Source organism: Rhodococcus erythropolis NBRC 15567 (assembly GCF_001552595.1).
In the GTDB taxonomy this organism is placed as follows: Bacteria; Actinomycetota; Actinomycetes; order Mycobacteriales; family Mycobacteriaceae; genus Rhodococcus_F; species Rhodococcus_F erythropolis.
This window is the reverse complement of sequence record NZ_BCRM01000025.1, coordinates 14,310-34,198: the sequence shown is the minus strand read 5'-3', so window position 1 is coordinate 34,198 and position 19,889 is coordinate 14,310. Positions and strand designations below refer to the sequence as shown.

The window sequence follows — 19,889 nt, the reverse complement described above, 5'->3', positions numbered from 1 at the left end:
GATCATGAAGGGACTGCTCCTCAAACGCTATCGGGGAATGCGGTCTGCTGATAGCCGCCTCGCAACGTTCCCTCGATATAACTCGCCTTACACGCGCGGCGAGCGATCTTGCCGCTGGACGTACGCGGAATCGAACCCGCGGGGACGAGCAGGATGTCTCGGGCCGTAACACCGTGACGGGAAGAAATCGCCGCACGCACGGTGTCCGCGATCGGCTGCGGATCGGCCTTGCCTGCGCCGGGAGCACGCTCGGCCACGATGACCAACTGCTCCGAGGAATCGTCGTCGTCGAACTTCAGACCGGAGTGCGTGTTGGAGAACACGACAGAAGGCAACTGGTTGGCCGGCACGGCAAACGCAGCGATGAAGCCGGGGCGCAGGGCGGGGCTGGCTTCCTGAGCCGAAGCCTCGAGGTCCTGCGGGTAATGATTGCGACCGTCGACGATCACGAGGTCCTTGACGCGACCGGTGATGTACAGCTCGCCGTCGACGTAGACGCCGAAGTCGCCGGTACGCATCCAGTTGGCATCCGCCGGCGTGCCCTCGGTGTGGCTGTCTTCGCTCAACCGATTGTCCAGCTTGTTGTGGAAGGTCTCCGCCGTCTCGTCGGGGCGACCCCAGTAGCCGATGCCGATGTTCTCGCCGTGCAACCAGATCTCGCCGACGTGATTGTCGGGGACCTCGGTCAGAGTTTCGGGATCGACGATCGCCGCCCACTGACTGCGCGAGACGTACCCACAGGAGACCTGTGCGATGGCGTTCTCGGAGTACTGGTCGACGATGACCATGCGGCCCTTGTTGAGTTCCGTGCGGTCGACGTAGATGACTTTGGCCTCGTCGGAATGCTTGGTCGAGGAGACGAAGAGCGTCGCTTCGGCCATGCCGTACGACGGCTTGATCGCAGTCTTGGGCAGACCGTACTGAGCAAAAGCGTCGTTGAACTTGCGCATCGACGACGTCGTGACCGGCTCACTGCCGTTGATCAGGCCGATGACGTTGCTCAGGTCCAGGGTCTCGCCGTCCTTCGGCAGGCCGCGCGCGGCAGCGTGCTCGAAAGCGAAGTTGGGAGCGGCGGCAAAGGTGCCTGCGCCGTCGGAAACCGCAGCCAGTTCCTTGATCCACCGGTACGGCCGCTGCACGAAAGCGCGCGGGCTCATGATGGTGATGTACTTGCCGCCCAGAGCAGGCAGGATGACCGTCAGCAGGCCCATGTCGTGGAACAGCGGCAGCCACGTGACGCCGCGTGAGTCCTCGTTGAGTTCGATGGAGTCGACCATCTGCAGCGCGTTCGTTCCGACAGCGCGGTGGGTGATCTCCACGCCGGCGGGAACTCGGGTCGAACCGGAGGTGTACTGCAGGTACGCGATGTCGTCGAGTTCGATGTCGGGACGAACCCACGTTTCACCGACAGTGTCGGGAATCGCGTCGACGGCGATGATGCGCGGACGCTCGGCAGCGGGAAGCGAGCGGAACAACTGACGAACACCGGCAGCCGACGAAGCGGCAGTCAGAATCGCAGTCGGCTTGCAGTCACCGAGAACAGCGTGAAGACGGTCGGTATGACCAGGCTCGTCCGGATCGAAGAGCGGCACCGCGATGGAACCTGCCTGAATGGCGGCGAAGAACGAAATGACGTAGTCGAGCCCCTGCGGCGCAAGAATCGCGACACGGTCGCCACGCTTGGTGACCTGCTGCAAACGGGCTGCAACAGCGCGCAGACGCACACCGAACTGCTCCCAGGTCAGCTCCAGGGCTTCACCGTCACGCTCGCGTGAGTAATCGATGTACCGATACGCGAGCTCGTCCGCGTTGACACGCGAGTGTTGCTCGACGTAGTCGACCAGCGTGAAGCCTGGTTGCAGGCGGATCTGGCCCTTCTCGTCGAGAAAGCCATCGAACAGCGCGTTCATTCCATCTCCTCCGAAGCGATCACACAAGCACTGTCTTTCATGCCTGCGCCCCAGACTTCCTTCGCTCTCTCGGGTCCATCTTCGATCAATCGAATCGCACTTTGTGCGCAACTCACCTGAATCACTTCATCGATCCCAAACCATCGATATGTTACAGATTCGCATCGTCCGTATTCTCCGGCCTACTCGCCCGCCAGTAACGGGATGATCGGGGCGAACGCTTCCATCTGCGTCGGGAAGACCCCGACGTACGACATCGACGTCTTCTCACGGACCAGTCGAATCTGGTCTGCGATTTCCTCGAAAGTGCCCACAGCCAGGTATGGAGAGTTCAGCAACTCCTCCACGCTCAGCTTACGATCCACTTCGATGTTCGGCGGAAAACCTTGGTCCAGAGCGGCGATTGCCATCTCGGCAGCCTGCTCTCGATCGTCGGTGATCATGATCATGGTGATGGTCCAGTTGAGTTCGATCTCATCGAAACGCTCGCCGGCAGCTTCGCGGATCCGCTCGACACGTTCGATGGTCTTTTCCATCGTGATTCCGGAGAGCAGAAGCCGCCCGTCACGGTTGGTCGGTGTGGCGACCGAGATGATGTCCGCGTACTTCGCGGCGAGAGCGAGCATCTTCGGTCCACCGCCTCCGACGATGATCGGCGGCCGCGGGCCCTGCCGCGGTCGCGGGCTGCCCTTGAGGCCACGCACCTGATAGTGCTTGCCTTCGAAAGTGCATTCCTGCCCACGCAGCAGTGTGTCGAGAATCTGCAGAGACTCCTCGAGTTTCTCGATGCGAACGCCGGGGCTTTCGTATGCGATGCCGCCCTTGTCGAACTCTTCCTTCATCCAGCCTGCGCCGATACCGAGTTCGAGTCGACCACCGGACAGCACGTCGATAGTCGCCGCGTCCTTCGCGAGCACAGCAGGATGGCGGAAGCCGTTGGCCAACACGGCAGTGCCCAGACGGATCTTGTCCGTGGCCACTGCGAGCGCTCCCAGAGCGGCGATCGGTCCGACCTGATTACCCAGGTGGTCCGGAATCATGAACGAGTCGTAGCCGAGTTCCTCGGCCTTCTGCGCAAGCTTGACGAAACGTCGCGCACCACCCTCTTCGGCGTTGCCCTCGCCACCGGCCGCAAACCGGAATTTGCGTAGGGCATCGCTGCCGTGGGTGGAACTCATATAGCGATTCTCCTGTGATGGACACGTACGTCGTACTCGGACTTCGAAACCGGACAAATCGAACCTACTCGCCAGTCACTTACGTGACAGCACTGTAGAGGACGCCCCCGGACCGTGCAGCACTCTACCGGGACCAAACGAGCAGATTACCCGCGAGCGAACTCCCGAGACGCCCGATTGTGACGAATCAACAGTGCGGCGGTGACTCAACTGTGGGGCGGTGTCGGTGCGGCGTCGATCTTCTCCGCAGCCCACTGTGCCATCCATTGGGTGGCCGTCGTGCCGTTCGGATCGACTTGGAAGGAGTTGTACATCGCGTGCACAGGGTTGTTGTAGTACTCGAGAAGCCGCGGCGCCGAACTCAACCAGTTGGTCGGATTGAGAGCGGCGGCCGGAGCGTCGCAGATACCGTCGCTCGGCGCGCAGATCTGATAAGTCCGGTCGTTGAGGTCACCGAATCCGCCTGGCCTCGGGCCGGTCATCGTGAGACCGGGAAGCTTCAGCCCGTTCAGCGACAGCTCGGCGCCGACACCGGCAACGCTCGGGCCAACCGTGTTCCCGAACGCCGGATCGCGCCGACCGTCGGCAATCAAGCCGACGCCCAGAACCAGATCGGCAGGCACCGCGCCGGTACCGTCGCCGATACTCGCGGCGACGTCACCCGCGATCACCGCGCCCTGGGAAAATCCGGTCAGGACGTAGCTCGTGAGCGGGCACTCGGCGTGCCGCTTCATCAGAAAGTCGTTAGTGGCAGCAGTTCCCGCAGCCCGGCTGTTGTTGTAGGACTGCTGTCCGTCCGGCGGGATCGCAACCGGATTCGAAAACTGTGCGACGTAAGGAACGGTGTAGACGTCGGCCCTCGAACTATCGAACTTCTCCTGAAGAGGACGGGTCACGTTCAGCATCAACGACGCCGGATTGGCCGTCGGGTTGTACGGGTCGTCGGTAGCACTCGACTCCCACGTACCCGGTATGGCTACTACCTGGACATCGGGGCAACTGGCCGGCTGAGAGACCGGTGGCTCCGGACTCGGCGGGATCGGAGTCGGCGAAGGCACCCGCCCGGCCAGGATGTACCAACCGCCGATCACGACCGCTGCGACCACAAGAATGATCAGCAGCGGGATCAGGCACCCACGACGCTTTCCAGACCTCGCCATGACCCGCGCCTACTTGCAGTAGGTGGTGTTGGCGACGTCGATATAGATCTGAGCGTTCGCACCTGCCTGCTCGGGAGTGATCTGCTTGCCTTCCGCCGACGCTTCCTGGCCGACGAAGGCAGTCACGAAGGTCAGGACCTCGTCGTCGGTCTGAGGACCGGCAGCGCAGATGTAATTGGCCGTGTTGACGGCGATGCTTCCGTCACCGGCTGGGGTGATGCCCTTCGCCTTCAGTCCGTCGAGGAACTTCTGTGCCTCTGGACTGACCTCGACGACTGTGGGGCCCGGGAAGCCTTCGATGCTCTGCGGCTGCTCCGGCGGCGCAGTGGCTGCTGCTCCTGGACTGGTGGGTGCAGCCGACGCCGTCGTGGTCGCAGAGGCGGACGAAGACGCCGAACCGCTCGAGGACGAAGCCGCAGCGGACGTCGTGGTGACCGGATTGGAGGTTGCAGTGGAGTCGTCACTACCGCACGCGACCAGCGCGCCACCCGCGGCGAGCGCCAAGGCGCCGACCGCGATCGCGCGTGCACAAGTGTTTCGGTTACCCGAGAAAAGCGACATCAATGTCCGTCCTTGCCTTCAGTCGAAAGTCCATCAACAGGTTACGCAACGCACGCGGGCGGGCACCGATCCGTGATCGGGCCCGCCCGTCGTGCACCACTGTGAGTTAGTGAACTTCCGTCTTGTCACCGATCACCGTGATGTAGCCGAACTGGAAGTTCTGCTGGACACCACCGGGAATGTCGAATTTGTCACTGATCGGGAATCCGAGGCGGCCGCCCTCGTATCCGACGCTCTTCCAGCCGTCGAAGAGCGGGCCGTTCTCGACGGACCATGCACCGGTGCCGGGGCTCCAGTAGATGTTGCCGCCCTCGAACTCGGTGAAGCGCCCGTTGTCCTTGATGGGAACCTCGTTCGACTTCGGGAATCCGAGCCAGCCGTTTTCCCAACCGAGTTCGCCGTACTTGCCCATGATCATTCCGAGAACCGCGTGAGTTCCGTTGGCGCTGCTGTACATCGCGCCGATCTCGAATCCCTGAACCTTGCCCGGCTTGCCGGGGGTCGCGATCTCGTCGGCAGTCGGGTAGCCGAGCGGGCCACCTTCCCATCCCTGTGCGGACCACTCGGCGAGGATGTCGCCGCTGACGGGGTGAGCGCCGGTCTGCGGGGTCCAGTAGATGGAGCCGTTCTGGAAGTGGTTGAAGCGTCCGCGTCCGTCGGGGGTACCGAGTTCCGGGGTACGCGGGAAGCCGAGCGGGCCGGCCGCTGCTCCGGTGTTCATGTACGCGCCGGCGATACGACCGGCGACAGGCTGGGCGCCCGTTCCACTGGTGAAGTAGATGCGACCGTTGCGGAAGTCCTGTGCCAGGCCACCCGCGACGCTGTACTCGGGGGTGATGCAGTCGCCGATCCAACCGTTGGCTGCAGCCGTCGCACCGATCTCACCCGAAGTGCCGCAAGCCGGCTTCTCCACCTCGACGCCGATGGCGTTGGCCAACTGCGGCCACAGCTGATGAAGCTCGAACTGCCAGTACGGCCACGAGTGGGTTCCGGACGGGCGGTAATTGACCTGCGCGGGGATGCCGAGCTGGTTGAGCTTGGTCGCGAAGGTCTGCGAGGTCAGGCGAGCGAGGATCTCGAGGCCCATACCTGCGTAGTTGGTGCTGACGCCGGGAATTCCCGACGGCTGGTCGTACGGGCCGGTCGTACCGCTACCACTCGAGACGTACAGGCTGACGCCCTTGAGCTTCTCGGCGAGCGCATACGGATCGTGTGCAGCCCACTGTGCGTTGGACGGCGGTCCCCACATCGCGGCGGAGTTGTATCCACCGGCGTCGGTCATCGCGAACTGGATTGCCTGAGGCATGCCGAGCGAGGTGGTGGTGAGGATGCCGGACAGCGAAGCCGCGAACTTGAAGAAGCCAGGGTTGCGCGCCGTGAGGAACATCGCGGACGTTCCGCCCATCGACAGTCCGACGACTCCGCGCGTCTGCGTGGTCCGCCAGTCCTTTTCGAGGATCGGGGGCAGTTCCTTGGTCAGGAACGTCTCCCACTGGTAGTTCTTGCCGTTGTCGGGCTCGAGCCAGTCGGAGTAGAAGCTGGATTGACCGCCGACGGGAAGAATGACGTTGACGTTCTTGTCCGCGTAGAAGGACTCTGCGTCGGTTTCGTAGGTCCAGGCGTTCTCGTTGTCGGTCGCGCGAAGACCGTCGAGCATCCAGACCGAGGGGAAGCTGGCCGACGGATTGACGTTCCAATCGCGAGCCAAGAGGATCTGCACCTGAATCGGGGTGCCCATCGCGGGAGAGTTCACCCACAGCGCGACGCGACGCTCACTGAGCCAGTCGACCTTCGTGACCGCTGCGCCGGTGGGGTTCTGGGTCACGGCCGGTGCGGCCTGAGCAGGTGCCGGCGCGGCTGCCGCGGTTCCGGCCGTCGTCAAGCCCGCGGCGATCGGCAGTACCAGCATCGCTGCCAGTGCGCCGACGACCTTTGTCCGGAAGGTTGCCCGGGACCGGCGACGGTCCTCCGTGGCAAGGCCTACTCGCATGAGCTCACTCTCTTTCCTTACGTTCGGTCCGCGCGTCGATCGTGTAGCCGCCTGAGCAGCCAGACCCCCGTTGAAACTATTTCTACACGCAAACGATCCCCGCTTGGGGTAGCCGCGCTGTTACTGGTGGTGCAATTGTTACTGACCTCAGGCGATCGTGCAGCGCCTGAATACACAAGTGCCGTCCCGGTTTCCCTTGGAGGGAGTCCGGAACGGCACTGGTGAAGTGACTAGGTCACGGGATGGCGCACGATCACCAAGCGTTCATGGTGTCGAGGATCTGGCCGCGAGCCTTCCACAGCTCTGCCGACCAGTACGGCCACGAGTGCGTGCCGTTGGACGGGAAGCTGTAGGTGGCCGGGATACCCAGCGAGTTCATGCGGATCTGGAATGCACGGGTGTTGACCAGGGCGAGTGCTTCGAGGCCCATGCCGTTAGCCGTGTTGTAGTAATCGATCGGTGCGCGCGGGTGGTCGTATTCACCGGGCAGGCCGCTTGCCGACGAGATGTACATCGACAGGCCCTGCAGACGCGGTGCGAAGACGAACGGGTCGTTGCGCAGCCAGGACGGGCTCCACGGCGGTCCCCACATGGAGTCGACGTTGAAGCGACCGGCATCGAGCATTGCGACGCGGATTGCCTCGCGCATGCCGGGAGCCGAGATGTTCAGGTAGCCCGACAGCGAGCCGGCGAACTTGAACTGGTCGCGGTGGTAAGCAGCCAGCGTCAGAGCAGCGCTGCCACCCATCGAGAGACCGAGAACCGCGTTGTTGTTCGGCGAGACGCCGTAGTTCGCGAGGAAGTTGGGGAGTTCCTGCGTGAGGAACGTTTCCCACTTGTACGTGATCTGCTGACCGTTGAAGTTCGACGGTGCATACCAGTCGCTGTAGAAGCTGGACTCGCCGCCGACGGGCATCACGAGGGTGATGTTGTCGTTGCGGTACTGGTCCATCGCGTTGGTCTCGAAGCTCCACGCATTGGCGTCGTTGCGCGCACGCAGGCCGTCGAGGAGGTAGAGGGCAGCGTTTCCGCCGCGTGCGGCCCACTGGACCTGGACCTTGATGTTGCCCATCGAGGAGGGCACCCACAGCTCGTCGTATCCGCCGGAGGGGGCGGTGTGGCTGGGAGCAGTGTGCGCGGGCGCAGCAGAGGCGACAGCACTACCGGCAACTCCTGCAGCAAGGGGTAGCACAAGTGCTGCGGCACCGATGGCCAACGCTCGGTGCTTGAGGCGCTGGGTCAGCCTCTTTCTGGCAAAACGCATGGATACTGCTCTCTCTCTTCGTCTGCGGCACTCACTCGGTGGAGTGGCTCCGGCGGATTCCGTCGGGGAACAGGCTTTTCTGCCAGCCCGAACAAGTTCGGGTCGGCAGCGGACCTCTTCCAAGTCACACTGCGCTCGCTGGACTTTATGTCACAGGTTCAGCTGTGACAAATAGACAGACCGTTACGTCTCAGTCCGCGGGCGACGCCGTCATCACCCCTAGGGAGTGATTCAGGTTAGGTGAATCGTCTTCGAGTACATCGTGGCCAATCGATTCGGTGTTACTGAATCGAAATATTCAAACCTTCAACGGTCGGTGATGCTGATCACATCACTTGGGTGGCTCCGGCGGAACGAGCCCGCAGCGTTCCAATTCGTAGGCCGGAACCCGGTCGAATCGGTACTTCGCGAAGTCGAAAGCCTGCTGGAAGTTCTGTTTGAATCTGGCCCAGGTCAGCTCGGAGCGATACGACGTGAGCAGCTCCTGCGTTTTCGGGCACGTGATCGCCAGCTTCGCGTCCGCAACCCAGTCTTCGTCGAGGAAGAACGGCAGCCACGGTCGAACGTCGATCATTCCCGTGTCCGCGACCACCCAGTCCGGATAGAGATTCTTGTCGTGCCCGATCCGGCCGTCCTCGAGTCGCTCGGTGTGAGCTGCCAGGGGGTACGCCAGCCCCATCTGATCGAGCACCCGAACGTCGAGGCCGACGTTCATGCTCGTCATTCCGAGGTTGAGGAAGAAGACGACGTGCTCGGCCGGCTCCTCGATCGGTCCGGGTGGTGGGACGACGAACCAGGAGTCGTAGCTCGCGGACGGCAGCAGCAGCCCACCCTCCGGAGTCCGCGCGATGGTCTCGACCATGGCACGCATTCGCGGATAGTCGAGGTAGTCCTCGGCCAGGATCGGATGCTTGTGACCGGTGTTGAGTGCGTAGAACGCTCGCTCGTCGACGATTCCCGAGCGACCCACCACGGATCCTTCGGGCATACCCGTCGTGTTCGCGGCGAAGAAGGCCCAGATGATCGTGCCGATCCACAGCACCGCCGAGACTCCGAAGATCGCGGTGTCGCGATTACTTCCGAACGCTGCCCGCGCCGGCACCCGCAACGGAATGACCGCCACCGGGATGAGCAGGCAGAACAGCACCGGCAACAGGACGCGGCCGTGCATGAAGTCGCCGCCGACGCGCAGAGAGTAGACCCCGAGGATCAACCCACTGCCGAGAATGAAGGTGACAATCGCCCGCGGCGTGCGCAGAAACTGCTGAAAGCGCTGCCACAGCGGGCGTGCGGGTTGATCTGCGGTAGCGGTAGGTGTGTCCGCTCGGCTTCGCCACACGAGCAGCAGCGCACCGATGAGCAGGAACAGCAACGGTAACCAGAGCAGGTACGGCCCGACCAGGTTCCACAGGTACGCAAAACCCTGCGCCCACTTCGCGCCACCGGCGTCCTTCGACACCGCGGTGTTCGGGTACGGCAAGGCGTAGTAGCCCATTCGCCAGATCTGATAGGCCACCGGGACAAGTCCGGCGACGACGACGATCAGTGTGCGAATCTTCCAGGTCAGGCCTGCGGAGAGAACGATCATCATCAACGCGGCAGCACCGGGAATCGCCATCTCGGGTCGAACCAGTGGTCCGAGTCCGGCCACGAACGAGAGAGTCAGGATCGACGCCGTGGACGGCGTCGACGCCTGCGCCCACCGAACGAGCAGTAGCCACAGGAGCGCGATCCAGAAGATCACCAAGCATGTCTCGAGCCCGGAAGTGGCGAAATCTCGCGCAGGCGGAACCGCGATGTAGACGAGAACACCCGCCGGTACCAGCAGGATCGTTCCGCCCGCCGACGGCCGAACGCCGCGGTACAGACGACCGGTGCCGAGCATCGCCAACACGACGGCAGCAGTCGAGAGTACGAGCGCGATCGTCAGAACAACGTATTCGAGACGGATCTGCGTGAGCCAACTGAACGCGTAGACGATGTACGTCCACGCGGTACTCGTGTTCGCCTCGACACGCTCACCCGCGTTGAAGACCGGGCCGTTCCCCGCGAGCAGGTTGCGGACGGTTCGCAAGACGATGAGTCCGTCGTCGGCGATCCAGCGACGCTCCCACGCACCCCAGAACATGAGGGCAGCAGCAAGCACCACCCCGCCGAGAAAAACTCCTCGACTGAGGGTGGTGCGATTCGCCGCAGTGTCGACGTGCGGGTCGGCCTCGGTGCGTGGCTCAGACGAGGTAGACAGCGACACCCACTACTCCGATCCACGCAATCGCGAGGAGTTGCAGCACCCGGTCACCGAGCGCGATCTCCTCAGGCTCTCCGGCTTCGCCGCCGTCGACGTCCACCGCGTATCGCAGCACCGCGATGGTGAAAGGCACCATCGAGATGGCATACCAGTTAGTGCCCTTGATGGCGTCCTGTTGGAACGCCCACAGTCCGTAGCAGAGGACCAGCGTCGTCGCTGCCATCGTCCACACGAAACGCAGGTACGTCATCGTGTAGCTCTCGAGGGACTTACGGATCTTCGCGCCGGTCTTCTCGGCCAACTGCAGTTCGGCGTAGCGCTTGCCTGCCGCCATGAAGAGTGAACCGAACGCCATCATCAGCAGGAACCACTGCGAGAGATCGATCTCGGCGGCAACGCCACCGGCGATCGCTCGAAGCAGGAAGCCGGACGAGACGATGCAGATGTCGATGACGGCCTGATGCTTGAGACCGAAGCAGTAGGCGAGCTGGATGACGATGTACACGCCCATGACCACGGCGAGTTGCCAGTTGGCCAGGAAGGACAGCCCGATCGCACCGGCAAGCAGCACGACTGCCATGCCGTACGCGATGTTGACGGGTAGAACTCCGGCCGCGATGGGACGGAATCGCTTCGTGGGGTGAGCACGGTCGGCTTCGACATCCATCGCGTCGTTGACGAGGTAGATGCCCGATGCCGCCATGCAGAACACGACGAACGCCAGCGCGACGGGCAGGAGCACGTCGGCTTCGGTGGCGGTTCCGGCCGCGATGGGCGCCGCCAGCACAAGGACGTTCTTGACCCACTGACGTGGGCGAAGCGCCTTGACGATGCCGGCGGGCAGGGACTTCGGGGGTCCGCTGACCGTAGCCGGTTCCTCGCTCATTTATCTCCACATTTCTGTTCGGCTCTGGCTTCTTCGACCCGGCGAACTACCGCCGCGGATGCGGCTCCCAGTGCCGCTCCGGCGAGTACGTCGGTCGGGTAGTGAACTCCCAGGACCAGACGCGAGAGCATCATCGGGGGCACCAGCAACGCCGGTAAGGGTAGCCCGGTGAGTCGACCGATCAGCACAGCCGCCGCCGTCGTCGACGTCGCGTGTGACGACGGGAAGCTGAGCTTGCTCGGTGTCGAGACGTTGACCTGCACCGAAGGGTCGGAAGGTCGCTTGCGCCTGACGACTCGTTTGATCACCACGGAGGCGGCGTGTGCACCGAATGCTCCGACGGCTGCTCCGGCCCATTCACGTCGACGCGGCTTGTCCACAGCAGCTCCGACGGCAGCGATCGCGATCCACCCGAGGGAGTGCTCACCGAAGTGAGACATACCGCGGGCGACCTTGACGGCTCCCGGCAGCTGCCCGACGGTCGATTGAATTCCGGCCAGAATCTGTACTTCAGGAGATGCCGAAGACACGTTCCCACCTTTCCGTGCTGGTCAGTGAAGGAACGGCGTCCTGGTACTGCTTCTTGAGTTCAGGGAAACGCGCGGCGAGTTCGCGGCGCAAACGCATGGCTTCCTTGAGCAGTTCGAGTGCCTGCTTGGGGTTGCGCTTGCGGTAGACGACGCCGCGGCCGTCGGCGGTGGTGACGGTGACGCCGTCGACCTGCGAGAGCAGGTACCACCTGGCGTCGATGGTCGGCACGTTGAGCTGAGGACGCTCGTGATGCTCAGGGTGCGCAGGCTTGAGGTTGTGTAGCACGGCCTTGCCGACGCGGACGATCTTGGCGACGGGGTTGGTCGGCGCGCTGACGTCCCCGACCTCGGCGCCGGAGGGCAGCGGTAGTGCGGTTGCCGAGGGCACCACGACGGCGTCGGGGTACTCCTTGCGCTGGGCATGGACCTCACCGAGTGCGGTGGGCAGCATGTTCGCGACGTGTTCCGGTCCGGCAAGGAAGTCCGCGATGGCCTTGTTCTGGATCGCAACGGTGGAGTACTCGAGGCACAGCAGGTGCTTGAGAGTCGCCTTCACCGTGTTGACGACAAGGCCGCGGCCGTTGCCCGGCATATGGAGCGCGGCCACCACCAGACGGTTACGGAGGTGGAAGTACGCCTGCCAGTCGATGGCGTCGTCCTTGTCGCTCCACGCCATGTGCCAGATCGCGGCACCGGGCAGCGTGACGGTCGGGTATCCGGCTTCCTTTGCGCGCAAACCGTATTCGCAGTCGTCCCACTTGATGAACAGTGGCAGCGGCTGCTTGAGCTCTTCCGCGACCTGGCGCGGGATCATGCACATCCACCAGCCGTTGAAGTCGACGTCGATGCGACGGTGCAGCAGTTTCGAATCTCGCAGCGAATTCTTGGAGAAGTCGTGGTCGTATTCGACGTTCGGCGCCGCAGACCACATGAAGATCCCGCGGTTGACCACTTCACCCATCACATGAAGGTGGCTGCGTTCCTGCAGGTTGAGCATCTGCCCACCCACCAGCATCGGCGACTTCGCGAAGCGCGAGAAAGCAAGCGCGCGAAGGATCGAGTCGGGTTCGATCTCGATGTCGTCGTCCATGAACAGGATGTGCTGGCACTGCGTGGTCTTGAGTGCCTCGTACATGATTCGGCTGTATCCGCCGGAGCCGCCGAGGTTGCCCTGATCGTGAATGGCGAGCCGATCACCAAGTGCTGCAGCAGCTTCGGCGAACCCGGGCTCGTCACGCACCTTGCGGGTGCCCTGGTCCGGCATGATGACGGCCTTGATCACGTCGGACACCAGAGGATCCGAGGACAATGCAGCCAGCGCCTTGACAGCGTCGGTCGGGCGATTGAACGTCGGAATACCAACGGCAACAGTCGCTTCGCCGGGCGCCTCGACGGGCGCGTACCAGCCACCGCTCTCGACGACGACGGCCGTATCGGTGGTGATGTCGAACCAGATCCAGCCACCGTCCTCGAACGGCGTCAGTTCCACCTCGAACTCGACCGCGGCATCACCGTCGGCAAATTCCTTGCCTTCCACGTGAATTCGCGAGGAGTCCGCCTTGGAACGGTAGACATCCACGCGGCCGTGTCCGGACAGTTCGAGTCGAAGGACCACCGATTTCAGGATGGACCAACGGCGCCAGTAGCTGGCGGGGAACGCGTTGAAGTACGTGGCGAACGAGACCTCGGTCTCGGCGCCGAGCGCGACGGACGTCCGCGAGGTGGAGTGAGCCCGACGACTGTTGGTCGAAGCTTCCTCCAAGTACAGCGTGCGGACGTCGAGAGGTTCGCCGGCGCGGGGAAGGATGATCCGGGAGAGCAGGGACTTGCCGAGGTAGGTCACCTCGTCGCCGGTGACGACTTCTTCGCCTTCGAGTAGATGACGTGCGTTCATTCGCTCTCCCCTGCCAATTCCGCACCCGTTTCGAGATGCGGGCGCAGGGTGTTCTCGAACATCGTCAGCGCGCTGGCGATCGCCATGTGCATGTCCAGGTACTGGTAGGTGCCGAGACGTCCGCCGAAGAGGACCTTGTTCTCCGCCGTCTCCTTCTTGGCGCGGGAGCGGTACGCGGAGAGCTTCTCGCGATCCTCGGGCGTGTTGATCGGGTAGTACGGCTCGTCCTTCGCCTCCGCGGCACGCGAGAACTCACGCATGATGACGGTCTTGTCGGTCGGGTACTCGCGCTCGGGGTGGAAGTGCCGGAACTCGTGGATACGGGTGAACGGCACGTCGGCGTCGTTGTAGTTCATGACCGGGGTGCCCTGGAAGTCTCCGGTGGGCAAAACCTCGGTCTCGAAATCGAGGGTGCGCCATCCGAGCGAACCTTCGGAGTAGTCGAAGTAGCGGTCGAGCGGGCCCGTGTAGATGACGGGTGCGTCGGGGCTCGCGGTGCGCAGTTCGTCGCGGACGTCGAAGTAATCGGTGTCGAGGCGGACCTCGATCTTCGGATCCTTTGCCATGTTCTCGAGCCACGCTGTGTAGCCGTCGACGGGCAGGCCCTCGTACGTGTCGTTGAAGTAGCGGTTGTCGAAGTTGTAGCGGACCGGCAGGCGGCTGATGTTCGCCGCGGGCAGCTCGGTGGGGTCGGTCTGCCACTGCTTTGCCGTGTAGTCACGCACAAATGCTTCGTAGAGCGGGCGTCCTATCAGGGAGATCGCCTTCTCTTCGAGGTTGGAGGCATCCTTCGAATCGATCTCGCTGGACTGCTCGGCGATGAGGGCCCGTGCCTCTTCGGGAGTGAAGTACCGACCGAAGAACTGCGACACGAGGCCGAGGCCCATCGGGAACTGGTACGCCTGTCCCTTGTGCAGCGCGAAGACGCGGTGCTGGTAGTTCGTGAACTCCGTGAACTGGGTGACGTAGTCCCAGACCTTCTTGTTGGAGGTGTGGAACAGGTGGGCACCGTACTTGTGGACCTCGATGCCGGTCTCCGGCTCAGCCTCCGAGTATGCGTTCCCCCCCAGGTGGTGACGGCGGTCCAACACCAGCACACGCTTACCCAGCTGGGTAGCGGCACGCTCGGCGATGGTCAGCCCGAAGAATCCCGAACCGACGACGATCAGGTCGTACTGGGCACGGGCGGTCTCTGAATTTGCAGCGGTCACGATGAACCAGGGTATCGGACCTGTTCGGACGCCGAGGGTTGGATGCGTCACCAGGGACGATGCGGCAAGTCAGGACGTTGCAAGACCGATCAGACCGGAAGCACTCGGTGCACCGCTCGAATCGAATTCGATGGTGATCGGTTCGTCGACGGGGAAGTGTGCGGGAAGTAGAAGCAGTCCCTCCGACGCGCAGCGCTCGAGAAGTTCGCGGCGGGTGACCCTGGCGATCTCGGGATCCGCGTCGCCGCCCTGGCTGAGGTCCGGGTACAGAAACTGGATCGGATGGTGGATCACGTCGCCGGCGATGACGGCGCCGCCGTCGGCAATGCGGATCTCGATCACGACGTGGCCCGGCGTGTGACCGGGCGCGCCGCGCACGACGACGCGTGTGCCTTCGGACTCGGCCAGAACGTGGCCGTCGTCGACCGCCTCCCACTTCGCCCCGTCCAGAACGGGACGGACGCTGTCCTCGAAGGTTTGCGCCAAATCCGAGACCACTCCTTCGTGTGGACCGTCGGCGGCGAGTTGTTCGAGCGCGGCCAGTTCGGTGCGGTCGAAAATGTAGGTCGCGCGGGGAAAGGTGGGCCGCCAGGTTTCGGCCTCGAGGTTGGTGTTCCAACCACAATGATCGGGGTGCAGATGTGTGCTGACCACCAGATCGACGTCGCCAACGTCGACGCCGGTGTCGGCGAAGCGCGAGAGGTAGTCGGTACCGAACATGTGGTGCGGCAGGAGGTTCGGCCGGTGCTTGCTGTTCCCGTTGCCGGTGTCGACGACGATGGCCTTGCCCCCGATTTCCACCAGGTAGGTGTGGATGGCAAGTACGAGGTCACCGCTACCCGCGTCGAAGAACTCCGGTGTCAGCCGCGCCGACGCGTCCTCGATCTCCGCATCACCCGCGTGCGGAAAAAGCTCTCGCGGCGGGAACGGCCAGTGCGCCAGCTCCGTCAGTTGGGTGACGCGCGCCGATCCGACGTCGATGGTGAAGCTCATCAGTGATTGCCTTCCGAACAGCTCGATACCGCTTGTAGGCACACACAAAGGCACCCACCGAAATGCTCGGTGGGTGCCTGGTCGGTGTCAATGGTTTTCGACGCCGGTGATCAAAGACTCTTCGCGATGATGCCCTTCATCACTTCGTTGGCGCCGGCGTAGATCTTCTGGACGCGGGAGTCCTCGTACATGCGCGCGATCGGGTATTCACGCATGTAGCCGTATCCGCCGTAGAGCTGCACGCACCGGTCGACGACGGCGCACTGCTGTTCGGTGAGCCAGTACTTGACCATCGCGGCGTCTGCGCCGTCCAGCTCGCCGTTGAGGTGATCCTCGATGCAGTTGTCGAGGAAGACACGGCAGGTGCGCGCGATCGTCTGGCACTCGGCCAGCTCGAAGGCGGTGTTCTGGAACTCGAAGAGGCTGTGCCCGAACGCTTGACGCGCCTTGGTGTACGCGACGGTCTCCTCGACGGCACGCTCGATGGTGCCGATGGCCTGTGCGCCGATGATGAGGCGTTCCTGCACCAGCTGCGCCATCAACTGACCGAAACCGAGCCCCTCGGACTCGCCGAGGAGGTTCGAGACGGGAACGCGAACATCGGTGAAGGACAGCTCCGACGTATCGGCGCCGTGCTGACCGACCTTGTCGAGGACGCGGCCGACCGCAAAGCCTTCGCAGTCACGCAGATCCACGATCAGGAGCGAGACACCCTTGGCGCCCGCCTTGGGATCGGTCTTGACGGCGAGCACGATCATGTCTGCGCTGCCACCGTTGGTGATGAAGGTCTTCGACCCGTTCACGACGTAGTGGTCACCGTCGCGGATCGCGGACGTGGTGATGGCCTTGAGGTCGGAACCTGTTCCCGGCTCGGTCATTCCGATGGCGCCGAGAATTTCGCCCGTCGCCATACCTGGCAGCCAGGCCTTCTTCTGCTCTTCGCTTCCGTACTCGAGCACGTAGTGGGCGACGATGCCACTGTGCACGGAGTTCCCGAGTGCATAGTCCCCGCAGTAGCCCTGCGCCTCGAAGACTGCAAGATCGTGCGCGAAAGTTCCACCGCCCCCGCCGTATTCCTCGGGAATCGAGCAGCACAGCAGGCCGAGCTTGCCGGCTTCGAGCCACACGGACCGGTCGACGCGATGCTGAGCGTCCCACTGCTCACGCTTGGCGATCAGTTCACGATCGAAGAAACCACGGGCCAGTTCGGCTACTGCGGTGATCTCGTCGTCATGCCACGACGGCTTGCGCTTGGTCGCCATGATCAGACCCGCTTCAGCAGGGCAGCGAGTGCCTGACCGCCGCCGATGCACATGGTGACGATGCCGAATTCGAGGTCGCGACGGACCATGTCGCGTGCCGCGCGCAGCGTGAGGATGGCTCCGGTAGCGCCGACCGGGTGTCCGAGGGCGATTGCTCCGCCGTACGGGTTGGTCTTCTCCGGATCCAGGCCACTGTCACGGACGACGGCGATGGCCTGCGAAGCAAAGGCCTCGTTGACCTCGGCGGTGCCGATGTCGGACGGCTTCAATCCTGTTTGCGCAAAAAGCTTTTCGAGAGCGAGCACGGGAGCGTAGCCCATCAGGCCGGGCTCCATGGCTGCCGTCGTGACGGTTTCGAGCGTGACGAGTCCGGTGAGGCCGCGCTTGGCTGCCTCGGTGCCTGTCGCGAGGACGAGTGCGCCGGCGCCGTCGTTGATGCCCGACGCGTTACCGGCGGTGACGGATCCGCCCTCTTCGAATGCAGGGCGCAGCTTGGCGAGGGTTTCGACAGTGGTTCCGGGCTTGGGGTGCTCGTCTTCGGTGACGGTGACGGAGCGCCGACCACCGGTCTCGACGGGAGTGATCTCCTCGGCGAATGCTGCCTTGGCTGCGTCGGTAGCAGCGCGGCGCTGAGATTCGACGGCGAACTCGTCCTGCTGCTCGCGGCTGACGCCGTACTTGCGGGCGACGGCTTCGGCGGTGCGGCCCATATGAGCCTTGCTGAACGGGTCGGTGAGCATGGCGACGGTGCCGTCGACGAGGCTGCGATCGCCGAGCTTGTAGCCCGAGCGGGCGGCGAAGTCGTAGAACGGCATGCGGGACATGCTCTCGTCGCCGCCGGCGAGGGTGATGGCAGCTGCGCCCCAGCGCATCTGCATCGCCGCCGACCACACGGCCTGCAGGCCGCTGCCACAGAGGCGGTTGACGGTGTAGGCGGGAACGTTCTCGGGCAGTCCGGCGGCGATGCCCACGCGGCGTGCGTTGTAGGCGTCTGGGCCGACCTGGCCGATGCAGCCCATGACGACCTCGTCGATGTCTTCGGGTGCAACGCCGGCGCGGCTCAGCGCAGCCTTGGCTGCTGCGGCACCCAGCTCGTGTGCGGGTACGTCCTTGAAGACGCCGCCGAAGCTACCGACGGGGGTCCTGGCCCCGTCGACGATGACGATCGGTTCGGGTGTGGTCATGATTGTCCCCATCTGCTGTGCTCACGTCGATTTCTCTGTCCGTGGCCGATACTAGGACATCTAAGTATCTCGCAGATGGGGACGTTGGTGTCAGGGTGTGGGAGCGCTCTCGGACACGGGTACAACCTCGGCGTCGGCGCGTTCGGCGTCCTCGGTCTCTTTGTGGTTCCGGTATCGGTAGAGCCCGATGCCCACGAGGATCGCTGCGAGCCCCAGGGACACGATCATCTGGCTGCGCGTCGAGTCCAGGGTGAGCATGCCGATGCAGAGCGCGATGATGGCGGCGATCGTCGCGTAGGTCAGATACGGGAAGAACCACATCTTGAGCTCCAGCTCCTGGCCCGAAGCTTCGAGCTTGCGGCGGGTGCGCAGCTGGGACACCGAGATGACGAGCCAGACGAACAGTGCGATCGCACCGGAGGAGTTGACCAGGAACAGGAAGACCTTGTCCGGGGAGAGGTAGTTCATGCCGACGGTCAGGAAGCCGACGATCGTCGAGACCAGGACGGCACGCATCGGGACGCCGGTCTTCTCGATACGTGAGAGCGACTTGGGGGCGTCACCGCGACCGGCGAGGGAGAAGATCATGCGGCTCGCGGTGTAGAGACCGGAGTTGAGGCAGGAAAGAACCGACGTGAGGACGACGACGTCCATGATGTTTCCTGCGGCCGGAATGCCGTACGAGTCCATGACGGCGACGTACGGACTGAGCGCGACCGATGCGCTGTCCCAGGGAAGCAGAGTGACGACCACCGCGATCGAGCCGATGTAGAAGATGAGAATTCGCCAGACGACGGACTTGACGGCAGCGCGAACAGCTTCGAGCGGGTTGGCCGATTCACCGGCGGCGATGGTGGCGATTTCGGCGCCGAAGAACGAGAACACGACCACAAGGACTGCGGCGAGCATGGCTCCTGTTCCGTTCGGCAGGAAACCGCCGTGACCGGTCAGGTTGGTCATTCCCGGTGCTTCGACGCCGGGCATCCATCCGCAGATCGCCACGATGCCCATGCCGAGGAACGCGATGATGGCGACGACCTTGATGGAAGCGAACCAGAACTCGAACTCGCCGAACGACTTGACCGAGATGATGTTGGTCAGCGTCAGCACGATCATCAGAATCAGAGCCCAGGTCCACTGGGGAACGCCGGGAACCCAACGATTCATGATGAGGGCACCGGCGGTGGCCTCGATGCCGAGCACGATGATCCAGAACCACGCGTACAGCCAGCCGATCGAGAAGCCCGCCCAGCGGCCGATGGCCTTGTCGGCGTACGACGAGAACGAGCCGGTTTCCGGCGACGCTGCCGACATCTCGCCGAGCATGCGCATCACGAGGATGACGACTACGCCGGCCAACGCGTAGGAAACCAGGACACCCGGTCCCGTCTCCTGGATCGCCACACCGGAGCCGACGAACAGTCCGGCGCCGATGACGCCCGCGATCGCAATCATCGACAGATGCCGCTTCTTCAGCGTGTGCTGAAGTGCCGGCTGGTCTGTACTGGACATCAGTACTCCTTGTGGGCTGTTCGGGACGTGGATCTCGGTGACGCTCTTCTGGAGCGCATTTTCGATAGCGCCAGTGTCGGACCTTCGGCAAGCTCGCGTCAGGCTC

At 63.5% G+C, this 19,889-nt stretch carries 15 protein-coding genes; all 15 read right to left on the bottom strand.

Translation table 11 applies throughout. The features are described from left to right. Positions 1 to 20: 20 nt before the first annotated feature. Positions 21 to 1,910 carry a long-chain-fatty-acid--AMP ligase FadD32 gene (gene fadD32 / locus RE4_RS24815; protein ID WP_003943899.1) on the bottom strand — a complete coding sequence of 630 codons (1,890 nt, stop codon included), beginning with the start codon at positions 1,908 to 1,910 and terminating at the stop codon, positions 21 to 23. Positions 1,911 to 2,092: 182 nt separating this feature from the next. Beyond that, entirely contained in the window at positions 2,093 to 3,088 is a 996-nt protein-coding gene (locus RE4_RS24810) for an LLM class F420-dependent oxidoreductase (RefSeq protein WP_019746410.1), read from the bottom strand. A gap of 206 nt (positions 3,089 to 3,294) precedes the next feature. Further along, on the bottom strand, positions 3,295 to 4,248 hold the full coding sequence (locus RE4_RS24805) for a cutinase family protein (RefSeq protein ID WP_019746409.1): 954 nt from the start codon (positions 4,246 to 4,248) through the stop codon (positions 3,295 to 3,297). Positions 4,249 to 4,257: 9 nt separating this feature from the next. Beyond that, on the bottom strand, positions 4,258 to 4,809 hold the full coding sequence (locus RE4_RS24800) for a DUF732 domain-containing protein (RefSeq protein ID WP_021332817.1): 552 nt from the start codon (positions 4,807 to 4,809) through the stop codon (positions 4,258 to 4,260). A gap of 106 nt (positions 4,810 to 4,915) precedes the next feature. Further along, a complete protein-coding gene (locus tag RE4_RS24795; RefSeq protein WP_020905771.1) occupies positions 4,916 to 6,799 on the bottom strand; it encodes an alpha/beta hydrolase-fold protein in 1,884 nt (627 codons plus the stop codon). 253 nt (positions 6,800 to 7,052) lie between these two features. Further along, on the bottom strand, positions 7,053 to 8,063 hold the full coding sequence (locus RE4_RS24790; protein WP_020905770.1) for an alpha/beta hydrolase: 1,011 nt from the start codon (positions 8,061 to 8,063) through the stop codon (positions 7,053 to 7,055). A 331-nt stretch (positions 8,064 to 8,394) separates the two neighbouring features. Continuing rightward, the gene (locus RE4_RS24785) at positions 8,395 to 10,314 is read right to left on the bottom strand and encodes an arabinofuranosyltransferase AftB family protein (RefSeq protein WP_060939543.1); all 1,920 of its coding nucleotides are present in this window, start codon (positions 10,312 to 10,314) and stop codon (positions 8,395 to 8,397) included. Continuing rightward, entirely contained in the window at positions 10,292 to 11,197 is a 906-nt protein-coding gene (locus RE4_RS24780; protein WP_003943808.1) for a decaprenyl-phosphate phosphoribosyltransferase, read from the bottom strand. Before RE4_RS24780 ends, RE4_RS24785 begins: the two co-directional genes overlap by 23 nt. Next, the gene (locus tag RE4_RS24775; protein ID WP_003943893.1) at positions 11,194 to 11,727 is read right to left on the bottom strand and encodes a phosphatase PAP2 family protein; all 534 of its coding nucleotides are present in this window, start codon (positions 11,725 to 11,727) and stop codon (positions 11,194 to 11,196) included. Before RE4_RS24775 ends, RE4_RS24780 begins: the two co-directional genes overlap by 4 nt. Beyond that, a complete protein-coding gene (locus tag RE4_RS24770) occupies positions 11,708 to 13,621 on the bottom strand; it encodes a glycosyltransferase (protein ID WP_060939542.1) in 1,914 nt (637 codons plus the stop codon). Before RE4_RS24770 ends, RE4_RS24775 begins: the two co-directional genes overlap by 20 nt. Next, the gene (gene glf / locus RE4_RS24765) at positions 13,618 to 14,832 is read right to left on the bottom strand and encodes a UDP-galactopyranose mutase (RefSeq protein ID WP_046377735.1); all 1,215 of its coding nucleotides are present in this window, start codon (positions 14,830 to 14,832) and stop codon (positions 13,618 to 13,620) included. Before glf ends, RE4_RS24770 begins: the two co-directional genes overlap by 4 nt. A 69-nt stretch (positions 14,833 to 14,901) precedes the next feature. Then, on the bottom strand, positions 14,902 to 15,825 hold the full coding sequence (locus RE4_RS24760) for an MBL fold metallo-hydrolase (protein ID WP_060939541.1): 924 nt from the start codon (positions 15,823 to 15,825) through the stop codon (positions 14,902 to 14,904). A 110-nt stretch (positions 15,826 to 15,935) separates the two neighbouring features. Beyond that, entirely contained in the window at positions 15,936 to 17,087 is a 1,152-nt protein-coding gene (locus RE4_RS24755) for an acyl-CoA dehydrogenase family protein (protein WP_007731824.1), read from the bottom strand. 2 nt (positions 17,088 to 17,089) lie between these two features. Further along, the gene (locus RE4_RS24750) at positions 17,090 to 18,271 is read right to left on the bottom strand and encodes a thiolase family protein (protein WP_060939559.1); all 1,182 of its coding nucleotides are present in this window, start codon (positions 18,269 to 18,271) and stop codon (positions 17,090 to 17,092) included. Positions 18,272 to 18,361: 90 nt separating this feature from the next. After that, on the bottom strand, positions 18,362 to 19,783 hold the full coding sequence (locus RE4_RS24745; protein WP_020905763.1) for an amino acid permease: 1,422 nt from the start codon (positions 19,781 to 19,783) through the stop codon (positions 18,362 to 18,364). Positions 19,784 to 19,889: the final 106 nt, after the last annotated feature.

What these genes read in the sequence shown, in the direction of transcription:
- RE4_RS24780 (WP_003943808.1), bottom strand. Translation starts at nt 11,197, where the DNA reads ATGAGCGAGGAACCGGCTACGGTCAGCGGACCCCCGAAGTCCCTGCCC.
- RE4_RS24755 (WP_007731824.1), bottom strand. Translation starts at nt 17,087, where the DNA reads ATGGCGACCAAGCGCAAGCCGTCGTGGCATGACGACGAGATCACCGCA.
- RE4_RS24790 (WP_020905770.1), bottom strand. Translation starts at nt 8,063, where the DNA reads ATGCGTTTTGCCAGAAAGAGGCTGACCCAGCGCCTCAAGCACCGAGCG.
- RE4_RS24770 (WP_060939542.1), bottom strand. Translation starts at nt 13,621, where the DNA reads ATGAACGCACGTCATCTACTCGAAGGCGAAGAAGTCGTCACCGGCGAC.
- RE4_RS24750 (WP_060939559.1), bottom strand. Translation starts at nt 18,271, where the DNA reads ATGACCACACCCGAACCGATCGTCATCGTCGACGGGGCCAGGACCCCC.
- RE4_RS24760 (WP_060939541.1), bottom strand. Translation starts at nt 15,825, where the DNA reads ATGAGCTTCACCATCGACGTCGGATCGGCGCGCGTCACCCAACTGACG.
- RE4_RS24800 (WP_021332817.1), bottom strand. Translation starts at nt 4,809, where the DNA reads ATGTCGCTTTTCTCGGGTAACCGAAACACTTGTGCACGCGCGATCGCG.
- RE4_RS24805 (WP_019746409.1), bottom strand. Translation starts at nt 4,248, where the DNA reads ATGGCGAGGTCTGGAAAGCGTCGTGGGTGCCTGATCCCGCTGCTGATC.
- RE4_RS24810 (WP_019746410.1), bottom strand. Translation starts at nt 3,088, where the DNA reads ATGAGTTCCACCCACGGCAGCGATGCCCTACGCAAATTCCGGTTTGCG.
- fadD32 (WP_003943899.1), bottom strand. Translation starts at nt 1,910, where the DNA reads ATGAACGCGCTGTTCGATGGCTTTCTCGACGAGAAGGGCCAGATCCGC.
- RE4_RS24745 (WP_020905763.1), bottom strand. Translation starts at nt 19,783, where the DNA reads ATGTCCAGTACAGACCAGCCGGCACTTCAGCACACGCTGAAGAAGCGG.
- RE4_RS24795 (WP_020905771.1), bottom strand. Translation starts at nt 6,799, where the DNA reads ATGCGAGTAGGCCTTGCCACGGAGGACCGTCGCCGGTCCCGGGCAACC.